General features: G+C 56.2%; 7 protein-coding genes. 5 read left to right on the plus strand and 2 right to left on the minus strand.

The features are described from left to right. Positions 1-33: 33 nt before the first annotated feature. The gene (locus FF011L_RS18230) at positions 34-1,416 is read right to left on the minus strand and encodes an asparagine synthase-related protein (RefSeq protein ID WP_246109493.1); all 1,383 of its coding nucleotides are present in this window, start codon (positions 1,414-1,416) and stop codon (positions 34-36) included. Positions 1,417-1,574: 158 nt separating this feature from the next. On the opposite strand from FF011L_RS18230, the gene FF011L_RS18235 reads away from it, so the two are divergent. The 4 genes from FF011L_RS18235 (at position 1,575) to FF011L_RS18250 (ending at position 11,769) form a co-directional block, all read left to right on the plus strand. Beyond that, positions 1,575-4,955 carry an aminotransferase class I/II-fold pyridoxal phosphate-dependent enzyme gene (locus tag FF011L_RS18235; RefSeq protein WP_145353064.1) on the plus strand — a complete coding sequence of 1,127 codons (3,381 nt, stop codon included), beginning with the start codon at positions 1,575-1,577 and terminating at the stop codon, positions 4,953-4,955. Positions 4,956-5,221: 266 nt separating this feature from the next. Then, positions 5,222-6,376 carry a tRNA epoxyqueuosine(34) reductase QueG gene (queG, locus tag FF011L_RS18240; protein ID WP_145353066.1) on the plus strand — a complete coding sequence of 385 codons (1,155 nt, stop codon included), beginning with the start codon at positions 5,222-5,224 and terminating at the stop codon, positions 6,374-6,376. A 97-nt stretch (positions 6,377-6,473) separates the two neighbouring features. Next, positions 6,474-7,709 (plus strand): metallophosphoesterase family protein, encoded by a 1,236-nt coding sequence (locus FF011L_RS18245; protein ID WP_145353068.1) that lies wholly within the window; start codon positions 6,474-6,476, stop codon positions 7,707-7,709. 91 nt (positions 7,710-7,800) lie between these two features. After that, a complete protein-coding gene (locus FF011L_RS18250) occupies positions 7,801-11,769 on the plus strand; it encodes an AAA family ATPase (protein ID WP_145353070.1) in 3,969 nt (1,322 codons plus the stop codon). Between the two features lie 492 nt (positions 11,770-12,261). Here the strand turns inward: FF011L_RS18250 and FF011L_RS18255 are convergent, their stop codons facing one another. After that, positions 12,262-13,071 carry an SGNH/GDSL hydrolase family protein gene (locus FF011L_RS18255; RefSeq protein WP_145353072.1) on the minus strand — a complete coding sequence of 270 codons (810 nt, stop codon included), beginning with the start codon at positions 13,069-13,071 and terminating at the stop codon, positions 12,262-12,264. A gap of 298 nt (positions 13,072-13,369) precedes the next feature. On the opposite strand from FF011L_RS18255, the gene uvrA reads away from it, so the two are divergent. After that, entirely contained in the window at positions 13,370-15,955 is a 2,586-nt protein-coding gene (uvrA, locus tag FF011L_RS18260) for an excinuclease ABC subunit UvrA (RefSeq protein ID WP_218932722.1), read from the plus strand. Positions 15,956-15,967: the final 12 nt, after the last annotated feature.

Raw genomic sequence — 15,967 nt, forward strand, 5'->3', positions numbered from 1 at the left:
ACCAACCATTGCCTCCCTGGAAAGACTTCGGCATCAAGGGCATACCGTTTTCGCTAAGGCTTCGGTACTGAAACGCGTTGCGAAGGTATCACGATAGGTCTGTGCGTTGGCCGGGAACAGACTGTCGAAGGTCGAAGCCGCTACCGCGCCGCGTTGAAAACGCCTTTTCTCGAACCGAGGCATTTCAACCCCCGTCCATTCTCGAACGCCAGCGGCGACCACTTTGCCTTTAAGCGAATAGAGAAGCTCTGGATTCCATTCGGTTAATTCAACAAACGGGATTTGCTCGGCAGCTTCGATGACCGTTGGCAGCGCGTACGGGCTGAAGCCCTGGAACCCGTAGCGACGCGCCGGCGCCCAGGTCCGCACATGGCCTCGACTTTGCCCGCCGCTGTACGTCTGAGAATGTTTCAGCGCATCGATCCCCCAGCCTTCCTGGTAGAGCAACCGATTCCCGAGGACGTCTTGCATGCTAAGCGACTGGTGATCCTCTAGCGGGTAGTCCTTTAAATTTTCGTCGCCGCCATCGCCATCAATCAAATATTGCCACTCGGGATACTTGGCCCGGATCGCTCGGCACATCGCCAAGGCCATCGTCGCCGATTGGACATCCAGCGGTTTGTAGTCTTCGATCACTCCGATCGCATCGCGGTAGTCGACATCCGAAAGCGGAACCTGCATGACCTCTAGGTCTAGATCGATCCCGGTCTGTTGCAAGAATTGGCGAGCCTGCGCAACATCCTCACCCGAATCGTCTACAGCCAACGTAAAAGGGGTCAGACGCCCAATATCCTCGCCAGCTTCCTTTAGAAGATGTGCAAGGACGATCAGCACCGAACCACTATCGACCCCTCCTGAAAAGAGGACACCGATCGGTTGCTTGGGATCAAGACCTTCCAGCCAAGCCTGGCAGGCGGCCAGCAAACGGCCGACGTAACGTGACCCGATCAATGAAATATCAGCCGGCCAACGTTCCTGGGGAGGCACCAAGAACCTTTCCATCCGAGGGGCTGCCACCGGTACATCCCCCCCGGTGGCCTCATGCAACGGAAGGTCGACCTCTACCAAATGGTGGGCTGGTACCATCCGAGTGGCAGACGGTACAAACTGCCCAGCCATCCCTAACTTTGCTAATTGGCAATATATTTCGTCTATTCGTTCTGCGACGATTAGGCAGTTCTTGCCCCTAGCAGACGCTTGGTAGTACCTCATTGGGCGGGCGATGGTTCGCGCAAAACGAAGTTTGTCTTCGGCTTGCTGACAGATCGCGAATTGTCCGTTAATACCAGCAATTCCGTTGATATCGCCGTCCCTGACGGCTTGGGCAGCTTGGCTGGGCGACTGATTCAGAAGCACATTCCCGGCAGGGTCGATCAAGTCGATCCAGCGTCCGTCCGACATAGTGGAGAAGGACACGGCATTTACCTTGTAAAAGAGAACGTAGGGAACCCCGCACAGGCAGGTTATCCACAACTGGCGACAATGGTTAAACTAGCCGATGGGTGGCAACTTGGGAAAGCCTTCCACTTTTCTCCCACGATATTGATGGACTCCTACGCTTGGACGTTGGCCCGATGTTGAATTTGCAGCGTTATTTTGAAAATGGCGAACCGCCACGCACCAATTTTCTCGATATTCTTGAGTATTGGAGTGCGCAGCGTGTCGACCTGCCAGCTTTCCATTTTACCGATGGCGAAAATGAAACCGCCACGCTGTCCTACAAACAACTATGGGAAGAGGTCCGCGGGCTAGGGGGATATTTACAGTCCCAGGGAGTCACACGCAATGAGCGGGTCCTGCTTCTTTATCCGCCCGGGCTGGATTTTGTCATTGGATTCTTCGCCTGCCACGCGGCCGGAGCGATCGCGGTTCCCGCCTACCCTCCACGGCGAAATCGCAAAGCGGGCCGAATCCGCTCGATCGCCCAAGACGCCTCTTCACGATTCGCCCTTTCGATCGACTCGGTCGCCGACCAATTGGGGGGCGAAAATCGGCATCAGGACCTACAAGACATCCAGATGATCGGGACCGATCACCCGAGCAAACGCGACCTTGCCAATTGGAAACGGCCGTCGCTCAACGCCGATGACATCGCGGTCCTACAGTACACTTCCGGTTCCACGGGGGCTCCCAAGGGAGTCATGCTGACCCATCAAAACCTGATCGCGAACTGTGCCCAAATCACTTACGCATTTGAACCGATCGGGACCAAAATCGGCGTCACTTGGCTGCCGACCTACCATGACATGGGATTGGTCGGCGGCGTCCTGCAACCGGTCTTCTTTGGCAAATCAAATGTCTTCATGAGCCCGATGACGTTTTTGCAGCACCCGGTCAAATGGCTGCGAGCCATCACGCATTATGGTGCACACATCAGCGGAGGCCCAAACTTCGCTTACCAGTTGTGCGTCGACAAAGTCGGCACCGACGAACTGGAAGGCCTAGACCTATCGAGCTGGAAAATCGCCTTCAACGGTGCCGAACCAATCCGAGCTTCCACTCTGGAAGCGTTTGCGGAAAAGTTCGCCTCGGTTGGTTTTACACGTGAAGCTTTCCTGCCCTGTTATGGGATGGCGGAAACCACGTTGATCGTGACCGGTGGACCAAGTTCCTCACGCCCGTTCTACCGCTCGTTTGATCGCCATGCTCTGGACAACGGGGATGCGATAACAATCGATGCCAAGGATGACAAGGCGCGTCCCTTGGTCGGTTGCGGTGCAATCATTCCCGGAGAACGAATCGAAATCGTTGATCCTGAAACCCACCAAATCCTTCCCGCTGGCAAGATTGGTGAATTCTGGATTCAGGGGCCAAGCGTCGGCAAAGGTTATTGGCAATCCGAAGAAGCGACCAAAAACACCTTCGAAGCTCACACCGCCGACGGTGAAGGTCCGTTCCTGCGAACGGGTGACCTTGGCTTTATTTCCGAGGATCAGTTTTTTGTCAGCGGCCGTTTAAAGGACATGATCATCATTCGCGGCGTCAATCGATATCCGCAGGATATTGAACAGACCGTCGAACAAGCGAGCGATATCGTGCAAGCCGGCGCCGTGGCGGCATTTGCGATGGAACATGAAGGGCGTGAGCAACTGGTCATTGTCGCAGAGACCGTTCGCACCCGAGACATCGACCGTGACGAACACCTGCAAGCGATCCGGCGCGCGGTGATGGCGGAACATGAATTGCCCCCGGAAGCGGTCTACTTGGTACGCAATAGCTCGGTACCCAAAACCAGCAGCGGAAAAATCCAAAGGCACGCCTGCTTCGATGCCGTCCGCAATGACACTCTAAGAGTCGTCGCGAAGTGGGTACGCTGGGAAGAAGCCCAATCTTCGGCAAGAAAAAACAGTGCCCCTGCGATGCAAGCGGCTGGCACCAACCAGCCCAGCCTTAACGGACAAACCGTTGACGCCGATATCGTCGCTGCAGTGGTCGAACATGTGCGGAGCGTTGCTCAAGAACGCGCCGGCCACTTGGACATCGACACCAATATCGTGCTGGATCTAGGGCTGGATTCCCTGGAACGGATGCAGATCGCTCATTCGCTGGAACAACTGTTCGACGGCCGCTTCCCTCAGGAAGTTCTCGAGCAAGTCGAAACGATTGGCGATGTGGCTCGAGCGATTGAAACGCACATGGGCAAATCGGCACTCTCCAGAATTCGTCAACTGTCGGCGTTGGATTCTGACGAAATGCCTGCGGAGAAAAAAGAGATCACCGAAGCCTCTTACAACTTCGCTCAGTTCCCCGAATACCAGCGTCTTCAGCAAACCAAATCCCAGTTACTGATGACGGGGGTCCCGAACCCTTATTTCTCGGTCCACGAATCGGTACTGCGTGATACCACCATCGTTGATGGTAAAGAGATGGTCAGTTTTGCGGCATTCAACTACATCGGAATGTCCGGCGATCCGCAAGTCACGCAAGCGGCTCAGGAAGCTTTGCAGAAATATGGCACCAGCGTGTCCGCCAGCCGCTTGGTTTCGGGCGAGAAACCGGTCCATCGTGAACTGGAACGAAAGATCGCGGACTTTGTTGGCGTTGATTCTTCGATCACGTTTGTCAGTGGCCACGGAACCAACGAATCGACCATCGGACATCTGCTGGGACCGGGAGACTTGATCCTCCATGATTCCCTTTCGCATAACAGTATTGTCCAGGGTGCGTTGCTTTCGGGAGCGAGACGTCGTCCGTTCCAACATAATGATTTTGAAGAAGTCGACCGGATCCTACATGAATCCCGAGACCACTACCGACGTGTGATGGTCGTGGGAGAAGGGGTCTACAGCATGGACGGGGACTTCTGCGATCTGCCGGCAGCCGTTGAAGTCTGCAAACGGCATAAAGCCCTATTGATGATCGACGAAGCCCACAGCATCGGCACGATGGGTGCGACCGGTCGCGGGATCAGCGAGCACTTTGGCATCGACCCAAGAGACGTCGATATTTGGATGGGTACGCTTAGCAAAGGCCTGGGATCGACGGGCGGTTACATCGCTGGCCCAAAAGAGCTGATCGAATTGCTGCAGTACACGGCCCCCGCGTTTGTGTTCGCTTGTGGACTATCGGGACCAGCCGCCGCGGCAACGCTAAAGGCCATCGAAGTCCTTGAAGCCGAACCACAACGCGTCGCTCGATTGAAAGAGAACAGCGAACTGTTCCTTTCCTTGCTGCGGAATGCCGGCGTCGCCACGGGACTTAGCGGAGGGACGCCCGTCGTCCCCGTGATCACAGGAAATTCGTTGGTGGCGCTGCGACTGTCGCACCGCATGGCACTGGATGGTGTCAGCGTGCCTCCGATCCTGTACCCCGCGGTGGAAGAATCGGCCGCGCGAGTCCGATTTTTCATCAACTGTTTGCATACCGAAAAACAGCTGCGTGAAACCGCCGCCAAGGTGATCAAACATGCCGACGCGATGGGCCTGCTGTCCGAAAGCCCACAAGCTGCCAGTTAGCAGAGGGCGACCATCTAGCAGCATTCACACTCTCTCTCGGGGAGAGTGAACACTTAGCCCGGAGGGCGGCAGAAACTTGCCGGCGGCGAGGTTTCCGTTGGCTTACGCCACGGCAAGTATCTGCCGCCCGCTGGACTAAAAGCACTGCACTCAGACTCGGGTGGGCAGCCACTTTCACGGAGTCGCGAACCCAACTCCAACCCTAACCCACCCCCCAAACGCTCGGTTCCTTCTCTTCAAATCCCCCTCGCCGGAAAAGACTCTCCATCGAACCTGCCCTCTCCTCAGTCGATCCTGTCGAATTAGCGGCATGGCTTCGGCAGCAAGCTAGCGACCACGGATTCCATCTGTTCGGGATTACGCAGGCGGCAACTCCTAACGGTTTCCACCACCTGTCCGACTGGATTGAGGCGGGCTACGCGGCGGAGATGGACTACATTCCCAAACGGTTGACCGCGTATGAACACCCTCGCCATGTCATGGAAGGGGCTCAGTCGCTTGTCATGCTGGGGTTTCCGTACCGGACCAGTTCCCCACGGACGCCTGGCCCGCTGCAGGGAAGAGTCGCCAAATACGCTTGGGGATCGGCTGACTACCACGATCTAATTCACGCGCGGCTGAAACAAATTAAAAAAACGCTGGCGAAAAACCACCCGGCGATTGGTTGTCGCGGCGTGGTCGATTCGGCTCCGCTTATGGAACGAGAGTTCGCTGAACTTGCCGGACTGGGCTGGACCGGCAAAAACACATTGCTGATCAACAAGCTGGAGGGAAGCTATTTTTTGCTTAGCTGTCTGCTGCTAGATGTCCCCCTTCCCGCTAGCCTTCCTCATGCGACCGACCACTGTGGCACCTGCCAGCGATGCCTGGAAGCCTGTCCGACCGACGCCTTTGTTTCGCCCGGAATCCTCGATAGCCGGCGATGCATCAGCTATCTGACGATCGAACATCGCGACCCCATCCCGCATGATCTGCGGCCCCTGATGGGGGACTGGCTTTTTGGCTGCGATGTTTGCCAAGACGTTTGTCCCTGGAATCGGCGTGGGTCGGAGGCCACCGACGAAGCGTTCGAGGCCGCCGAAGATTTAAATCCCATCGATCTACCTGGATTGTTCGAATGGGATGACGATCAATTTCGCGCACGTTTTCGCAAATCGCCACTTTGGCGGACTCGTCGTCGAGGCATTTTGCGGAATGCTGCCATTGTGCTAGGCAACCAGGGCGACCCTGCAGCGATCCCGGCACTCCGCCAGGGCTGCCTGCAAGACCCCGAATCGCTGGTCCGCGGGGCCGCTGCCTGGGCGCTGGGACAAATCGCTACGCCTGAGTCCCATGCGGTGCTAATCGGGGCAGCGGAGACCGAAATCGATCCTGAGGTCCGCGAAGAGATTTCCGCTGCGATTGCTAGCATAAAAAAATAGTTTCAAAGGGATGCCGATCCTCTCTTGGTTTAGTTTAGCCATATTGGCTAAACTGCACGCCTGCCGCAGTTCGCGGCTTTTATCCAGGGAGGGAAACATGGCTGCTGAATCATTCCGTTTTTTGCACGCAAGCGACTTTCATCTTGAGCGTCCTATGGGGGACCTTGATGAACTTCCGCCGCACTTGCTGGAAACATTGGCCAATGCGCCATGGAAAGCAGCCGAAGCGGTTTTCGATGCGGCGATCGTTGAGAACGTCGACTTTCTGGTATTGGCAGGCGACCTTTTAAATCCAGCGATGGCAGGTCCACGTGGGATCTCGTTGCTGATCGATGGTTTCGAACGTTTAGACGCCGAAGGCATCTCGGTTTTCTGGGCAGCGGGCGAAACCGACGACCCACAAAAATGGCCGGAAGCGATTTCGTTGCCAAAAAACGTGACCCTCTTTCCACGCGGTCGAACCGAATCGATCCCTGTGGTTCGCGGCGGCAATACAATCTGCATGGTCATCGGACGCAGCAGTGAAGGGCGGTCAACCGTGCACGTTCCTTCGTATCGCATCGATCCGACGGACTATTTCACCGTGGCGATCGGAGTGGGTGGCGCGGATGCCGCTGCTCTGGCCGAAGGACGGTTTGATTACTGGGCCCTCGGCGGCCGCCATCAACGTCAAGAATTAGAAGACGGGGCAACCGTCGGCGCGTATTACTGTGGATCACCACAAGGACGCAGCCTGGACGAACCTGGCGCCCACGGTTATTCGATCGTGGATGTCGATTCCGACGGAAACGGACGCGTCCGCCACGTCGACTGCGACACATTCCGCTACTGCCATATCCACGGGGACGCAACCGAGATCTCCATGGCCGGCGACATTCGCCAGTTCCTCAGTCAGCGGATTCAGCGGTTGCAGCATGAACAAGGGGACCGCAACCTTCTTATCGGTTGGGATTTGGCTCTTGCCGGAGGCGACGCAATCCAAGCGGTTGGCGACCCTGCACAGCTTTTAAAATGGCTACGGCAGGAATACGGCCACGGCAAACCATCGGCTTGGACGGTCAATCTGAAAGTCCATCCGCCGAAAACCTATCCCAAAAGCTGGCAAGAGGAAGACACGATCCTGGGCGATTTTTTACGAGTCACCGAGCGGCATCGCAAGTCCTCTGGCAGCGAATTGAACCTCAAGCCGGCAACCGAAGAACATGTCGGATTGCCCTCAACCAGCGACACCCTGCTTGCGGAACCAACCGCAACGGTAAGGGCAGAATTGCTTGACCAAGCAGCGCTCCTCGGTGTCGAACTGCTGCGTGGCGGGAAGGTCAATTTAAGTTGATGATTCAGTATGATCGCGAGTTGGTTCACGGGTTTGCCATACGATTTGGCGAACGGACTAAAACATTCCACCGGCCAGGGAGGATCCCCCGGTGAAAATCCGAGACATTCAAATAGACGGCTTTGGCGTTTGGACCGGTTTATCGGTCGATTCACTATCCGAAAACATGACGTTGTTTTACGGCCCCAATGAAGCGGGCAAAACAACGTTAATGCAGTTTGTCCGCGCGATGCTGTACGGATTCACTCCGGAACGTCGTGGGCGGTACCTCCCGCCCATTCATGGCGGGACACCCGGTGGAGCGATTCGCGTTACCGGTCCCGGTGGCGGCTACGAAATCCGCCGTCGCGCCCAATTGACCGATACCGATAGCATGGGGCAGCTAACGGTCACCGGCGCCGATGGACTAAGCCAAGGGCAGCACCGCCTGGCAAGTCTGCTGGGGCAGATCGATGAATCGATCTTCAAAAACGTATTCGCAATCGGGCTACGCGAACTGCAGGAACTAAGCACGCTTGACGACACGTCGGCCGCCGACGAACTGTACAAGCTTTCGTCGGGCCTGGACCGTGTGTCGTTGGTCGACTGCATGCGTTCGCTCCGTAACGGACGAAAAAAACTGATCGGCGCCACCGTCGCCGAAGAAGAGGAACTAGGCCGTTTGGTCGGTTGGCAACGCCGCCGCGAAAAACTCCGCGACGAGATCGAAGACCTTACCCGCAGCGGTCGCCGCTGGACCGAACTGGCTGCACTAAAACGAACACAACAACAAGAAATCACCCAGCTAACCGAACGAGTCTCTCGCTGGGAACATGATGGCAAAACGGTCGAAGTCGCGATTTCGGTTTACGACATCTGGACACAGCAAGCGGCACTTCGAGAGGAAATCGAAGGATTCCAAGGGGACGCCGACCTGGCCGAGGATGCCCCTGCGCAGTTAGAGCAACTAAACGGTCAACTGGAAGAACGCAAACAGAAGCTTGAAGACCTCAAGCAAAAACGCCGTGAACTGCGTGAAAAAGCAGAGAACCTGCCACTCAGCCGCCGCCTGACCGACATGCAGGGCCGGATCGATGCGGCCAGCCAACAAGGTACCTGGATCGAAGCCCTTCAAGAACAAATCGATTCGCTTGACGGTCAAATCGCCAAAGCCGAACAGCAATTGGAAGCGGATGCCGAGAAACTAGGCCTGGACGAAGAAGATCGCTTGGCGTTGCTGGACGGCAAACAATCGGCCGTCCCCGATCTCTCGCGTGCGACTTTATCCGCCCTCTCTGAACCTGCCAAGAATGTCAAAGACCATACGTTCCGGCTGCGGCAGTCGCGTGAAGAAGGCTTGCGAGACAAAAAGGAAGTTGAGCGTTTAGAGATCAAACTTGGCGAAACCCTGGAACACGCTCACGCCACCGATCTGCAACTTGCCTTGAAACGACAGGGCGAAGCGATCGCCTCCATTCGGCAGTGCATCCAGACCGAAGAACACCTGGAAAAACTGAAACGCCACTACCGCGAACTGGAAAAAGAGTCGCTTGATCTGGCGACCGACCAAGCACTCCCCATCGAACGAACCATCCTGCTGTTCCTTCCCTTTGTGCTGGGAGGAATGAGCTTCCTTTATGGGCTGTTCCATCTGTTTGGATGGACTGCCATGGTGGAATCGCCGTCCAACAATACGGGCATGTTATGCATCATGTTCGGGATCCTCGCGCTCGGTTGGTATTACTTTATCCGCGAACGGGGCGACCGTGGCACGTCGCTCGACCTGGAAGACTGCGAACGTCAAATCGATACGCTGCGTCACCAGGTTCGCGAAGTCGAAATCGAACGGGATGAACTGCAGCGATTGCTCCCCCCGGGAAACGGTTCCTTGGAAACGCGACTGCGTGAAGCCGAAGAACTTCTTGCCGAACTAGAAAACGCCCTGCCGCACTACCACAGCCACTTGGCCGCGACCCAGCGTCTAGCGACCAGTCGCAAACGGGCCGAAGCCGCTTCCAATGGTCTGAAGGATGCTCGCCTGCAGTGGCAAAAAACGCTTGAGCAGCTTGGTTTAAGCGAATCGCTCTCGCCCAGCAGCATTCGCAAACTGAGCGAAGGTTACGAAACCTTGATGGCCAGTCGCCGCCGGGTCCAAGAACTGGAAAACGAACGATCGCAACGACGGCGTGAACTCCAGGCCCTAGCTAAGCGGATCGAAGGGTTATACCTCGAAGCCGTCGGTCCAGAAGCCGACGCTGGTGTCGCGACGAAACCGGCCCGCGAATGGGAGGACGAAGTCGATTCGGATCGAAATCCGCACGAATCGAAATTGAATTCGAAATCCAAGCAGCCTCCGAAACCGGAAACCACCGCAGGCCCGCCACTCCGCAAAGATCCGCTCGGCCAGCTCAATCACTTGAACGAAGAACTCTCGCGACAACAGCACTGGATCAAACGTCGCCGAGAATTGATCGAACAGGACCATCAGTACAAGAAACAGCAAGCCGCTTTGGTCCGCGCCATCGAACGCTCGGAACAAAACAGGCGATCGCTATGGGCGAAATGTGGGGTTGCCACGTCCGACCAATTCTATGCCTTGGTCGATCGCAAAAACAAGGTAAACCAAACGACCGAGAAAGCAGACAAACTGCAAGAACAGTTCCGCAAAATGATCGGCAACCAAGTCGATTACGACGAAGTCGTCGAACAGTTGCAGGATGCGAAGCAAACCGATTTGGAATCGCGTTGGGAACGGATCTCACAGCAGATCACCCAGTCGCAACAACGAATCGACGCGCTCCGCACCAAGCAGGGCGAACTATCGCAGGAAATGAAACAGCTGTGCGAAAGCACCCGTCTTGCCTCTGCTCAATTGGAACTGGGCTGTGTCGAACGGCAAATTGAAGGCTTGGCGCGACGCTGGCAAACGCTGGCCATGACCAGCTGCCTGTTGGAAGACGTCTGCAAAACGGTTGAAAATGAGCGTCAACCCGAAACGCTACGTGAAGCGTCCGGCTTCTTAGCGCAATTGACCGACGGCAAATACACTCGCATCTGGACTCCTCTGGGAACCAACTGCCTGAACATCGATGCCAGCGAAGGTGGATCGCTTCGACTGGAAGTCCTCAGCCGCGGCACACGTGAAGCGGTCTTTATTGCCCTGCGTCTTTCGCTTGCCGCTGCCTATTCACGTCGTGGTGTCATGCTGCCGCTTGTCCTGGACGATGTTTTGGTCAACTTTGACCGAACTCGAGCCCTGCATGCTGCACGCACGTTGCAAACGTTTGCGGAACTGGGGCACCAGGTGATGATGTTCACCTGCCATGAACACATTGCCGACATCTTCCATGAAATCGGCTCGGAAGTGCGTCTGCTTCCCGAACAGGGAGCCCCTGGTGCGGCAACCATCATGGAACCGCCCGAATACGAAGAAGACGAAGAGGAGTACGCCGAGTACATCGAAGAGGAGTCGGAGCCCGAACCCGAGCCGGCACCTGAACCAGAACCGGTTGCTGAAATCGAACCAGAGCCGGAACCCGAACCGGAACCTGCTCCACAACCACCACCGGCTCCGGTCGTAATCATTCAGCCGCCCGCCCCCAAGCCAGTGCCACCACGGCAGCCGGTTGCGCCACCTCCTCCACCACCACGCCCTGAACCGGTTGTCCGCAAACCGGAACCTCGCCCAGAACCGGTCCGACCAGCGCCCCGCCCGGAACCGGTTCGTCCCGAACCACCCGTAGCGCCCGAACCGGTCTACAAGGCTCCAGAGCCCGAACCGGTCTATGAACAAGAATCGGCTATCGACTGGATGTGGTACGAACGTGAAGAAGCAGACCTACCAGCTCCGGAAACGTTCCAACGGCGTGAAGAAGAGATCCAGGAAGACCGCCCTAGGGATGAATCGGAAACCGAAGCGATGCGAAGAGCCTTAGCACAAGTCGAAGCGGCTGGTGCAAACCACCACTGGGCCCCCGAAGGGGAGTCGCAGAATCCTGAATCACCTTCCAATAACATGGAACCGCAGGATGAAGCATGGTGGGACAAACAAAGGTCACTGAACGGCAAAGCCCCGAAATAGCGAGGCGACCTAAGATCAAGCCGCAACCGTTTTCGAAGCGAGTTGTTGGTAGCCTTTTTGAGAAAACGTTCTTTCGCGGGGGACGTGAAATCTATAAATGAAGGGTTTGCAGCCGTTGACGAGTCTAGTTGGGCCGAGTGAACACGTAGCCCGGAGGGCGGCAGATACTTGCCGCCGGAGTGGGTATCGCGAAAAGGAAAGCCCAGCGGGCGACAGAACCATCCTTGTCTGTCGCCCGCTGGACTTTCATGCGCACGCTCGCTAGGTTTCCGCCCGCTGGGCTAAAAGCACTGCACCCAGACTCAGATGGGCAGGGTTGAAATCGTCCCCTATAAGTTTAACGTCCCCGAGCCGAAAGCGGTCGTCCGCAAGGCTTTCGGTTCGGAGAACCGAGCGACATTGATTGTTCCGCTATGATTGAATCCTGCAGCAATAAAATTCACGTCGCGGAGCGAATGGCGACTAAAAGCCACTTTGCCTTTCACCAGGTCTTTACAGCCGGGGAACCAACCACTTGGCGGTTTCGTCAGCGATCACGTTATAGCCCGCGAGGTTCGGGTGGCGATCGCTGTACCAGCCTGGCAACTGCCCAAGAATGGCATCCAGTTCGTTGCCCATCACCATCACTTGATCGCGATGCACAAAAGGTTCCACCAGGGTGTGATAGTTCGCGGGAACTTTGGCGAGCGAGTAACGGCGGTAATTCAGCATATTGTACCCTCGTTCAAGTTCCGCAGCGTAGCGTGGGTAGATGTCAAACAGAGGCAGATCGGCCTGTTCGGCGACCGCTCGCACATGAGCGTTTATCTCCGCACTCGCCTCCTCGCCGGAAAATGGAATGACAGTCATCAGCACAATCTGAGCCGAGGGGTGGTCCTTCTGCAGGAGACCGATCAGCTCGTGAAAGTCGGCGGGAAATTGTTCATTGAAGTTATCCAGTCGAGCTCGATCATTCAGACCATAGCGAACGAAGATCCAGTCCAGACCTGGGAGTTTTTCGACGTCTCGTTTGTACCGTCCACCGTCGATCAGGCGGCGGATGTATTCTCCGCTCACGCCTGAATTGATGGCGTGGCACGGAGGTGTTTCTTCATTCGCCGCCAACAACTGTTCCAAAACCTTTTCTAGATGGGGACCATCGGGACGCAGAATCCGTGGAATGCTCCCTTCGGTAGTGCTATCGCCCAACAGCAATATCTGCACCTTTCCATCATGCTCCGCCCAAGCCGTTGAAACCAAACCAGGCAAGCAGAGAGCCACAACGACCAACAGCGTTCGACGAGCAATCAACGAAAGATTCATAATCGGGTAACCTTAAAACCGAAGAAGGCATTTATATTAAATCGGGCACAACAAAGCAGGTTAACAGTGTAGTCCCCCCACCGCGTCCATTGTTTGTCGCCTTTCGCTCCGCGAAAGAATGTTTTCAGCCCAGCGAACTGGCAAATACTTGCCCCCCACTAGCACAAAACAGATACAAGCACGAAGCACAAGCGAGTAAACAAACGACTCGCCGGCGCGAATCCAATTTACTCGCTTGCGCGACGGTCCTGGATACTCGCCTGCGCTTCGTGCTTGTAAACTTTGCCATTGCACTCCATTGATTCGATCTTTCCGGAGGAACCTCATCGCTTTATCTAAAACCAAGACGCCGATCCGTAAAGACGTCGACAATGCTCCCGCCCATAGCATTCAGGTGCGTGGTGCGCGGGTTCACAATCTTAAAAACGTCGATGTCGATTTGCCTCGAAACGCGATCGTAGTCTTCACGGGGATTTCGGGTTCGGGGAAGTCCTCGTTAGCTTTTGGAACTTTGTTTGCGGAATCACAGCGTCGGTATCTTGATTCGGTCTCACCCTACGCGCGGCGATTGATTGACCAAGTCGGCGAACCGGACGTCGATTCGATTGATGGGTTGCCTCCGGCGGTAGCCCTGCAACAACAACGTGGGACTCCCTCTGCGCGGTCTTCCGTGGGAAGCGTGACAACGATCTCCAATGGCCTCCGGATGCTCTATTCGCGTGCGGGGACGTACCCTCGTGGTCAATCGATTCTGTACGCGGACGCGTTCTCGCCGAACACTCCCGAGGGAGCCTGTCCCCGATGCCATGGGATCGGCCGCGTGTTTGACGTCACGGAGCCGATGTTGGTGCCCGACGATTCGCTCTCGATCCGCGACGGAGCGATCGCTGCTTGGCCGCCTGCGTGGCAGGGAAAAAACCTGCGTGGCATCTTGGTCACGCTTGGCTACGACATCGACAAACCGTGGAAGAAATTGTCCCGCAAGGCCCGCGACTGGATTCTGTATACGGATGAAACACCCGAGGTGCCTGTTTATCCGGACCGGGATTGCGAACAAGTGCGTGAGGCGATCAAGCGGGGCGATTCCCCCAGCTACATGGGCACGTATTCAAGTGCCAGAAGGTACGTGCTGCAATCGTTTGCGACGACTCAAAGCCAACGGACCAAGCAACGAGTATCGCGGTACATGCAGATTTCGCAGTGCCCTGACTGTCACGGCAAAATGCTGAAACGAGAATCGCTGTCGGTGAAATTTGCCGGGCTGGATATTGGTGAACTATCGCAGTTGACTCTGACCGACATGGCGGCAAAACTTCGCGGAGCCATTGCGGACCCGCCGTGTGCAGAGGACAAAAATCCTGAAAAGACAATCGTGGCAACGCGAATCACCACAGATATCCTGGCGCGAGTGGAATCGCTAACAACGCTTGGATTGGGATACCTGTCGCTACACCGCAGCACCCCCACCTTGTCACCGGGAGAACTGCAACGGTTGCGGTTAGCGACGCAGCTTCGTTCCCAACTGTTTGGTGTCGTCTATGTCCTGGATGAACCCTCCGCAGGTTTACACCCGGCCGACACCCAAGCCCTGATCGCGGCCCTTGATGAACTGAAGCAAGCGGGCAATTCCATCTTTGTCGTCGAACATGACACCCGGGTCATTCAGCACGCCGACTGGATTGTCGACATTGGTCCGGATGCCGGGCAACATGGTGGCGAGGTGATTTACAGTGGACCGATCGAGGGACTGCGTAAGGCTAAGCAGTCACATACCGCGAAATACCTGTTCAACCATAAAGCGACAGCAAGTTCGGCAGCGGAATCGAGCGTTCGCGAACCTGCAGGCTGGCTGAACCTGGAGGGATTAGAACGAAACAATTTGCACGGGCTGAATGTTGATTTCCCCCTCGGCGTCCTAACGACCGTGACCGGAGTATCGGGGTCGGGCAAATCCAGTTTAGTCAGCCAAGCACTTGTCGAACTGGTGCGACAGTCGCTGGGACAAAAACTGGAAGTGGAAGTTCCCAGCACCGAAACCGATTTACTGGAACAGAGCGAGGAGGTTTCGACCGGTGGGCAGATCGCAGGCGGGATGGATCACGTCCGGCGTTTGGTCACCGTTGATCAGAAACCGATTGGTCGGACGCCGAGATCAAACCTGGCGACCTACACAGGACTGTTTGATCATGTTCGCAAACTGTTTGCGGCGACAAGCAAAGCGAAATCGCGTCGATACGATGCCGGACGATTTTCGTTTAATGTGGCGAAAGGCCGATGCTCTAACTGCGAGGGGGCCGGATTTGTCAGCGTCGAATTATTGTTCTTGCCCAGCGTCTACGCACCTTGCCCCGCCTGTCACGGGCAACGTTACAACCACAAGACTTTAGAAATTACCTACCGCGATAAAAACATTGCAGAAGTACTCGATTTGACGGTCGAAACAGCTCATGATTTTTTTGCCGAGGTAGCGCCCGTGCAGCGAGCTCTCGAGGCGTTGTTGCAGGTAGGACTTGGCTATCTACGGTTGGGGCAACCCGCCACCGAGCTTTCCGGCGGCGAAGCCCAACGCATCAAACTTGCCACCGAATTGCAGCGGAATCAGCGAGGCGACACCCTGTACATTTTGGATGAACCGACCACCGGTCTGCATCCGCTAGACGTGTCCATGCTGATGGCACAATTGAACGGGTTGGTGGATGCCGGCAACACCGTGATTCTGGTGGAGCATGACATGCAGGTAGCCAGCCATAGCGACTGGATGATCGACGTCGGTCCGGGAGCCGGAGACAAAGGGGGCCGCATCGTCGCCCAAGGCCCGCCGAAAAAAGTAGCCCGTTCCAAGAAAAGCCGCACCGCCCCCTTTCTGCGCGAACTGGATCCGTAGGATAGGCTGCCA

Origin of the sequence: Roseimaritima multifibrata, from assembly GCF_007741495.1 — a bacterium.
Lineage (GTDB): Bacteria > Planctomycetota > Planctomycetia > Pirellulales > Pirellulaceae > Roseimaritima > Roseimaritima multifibrata.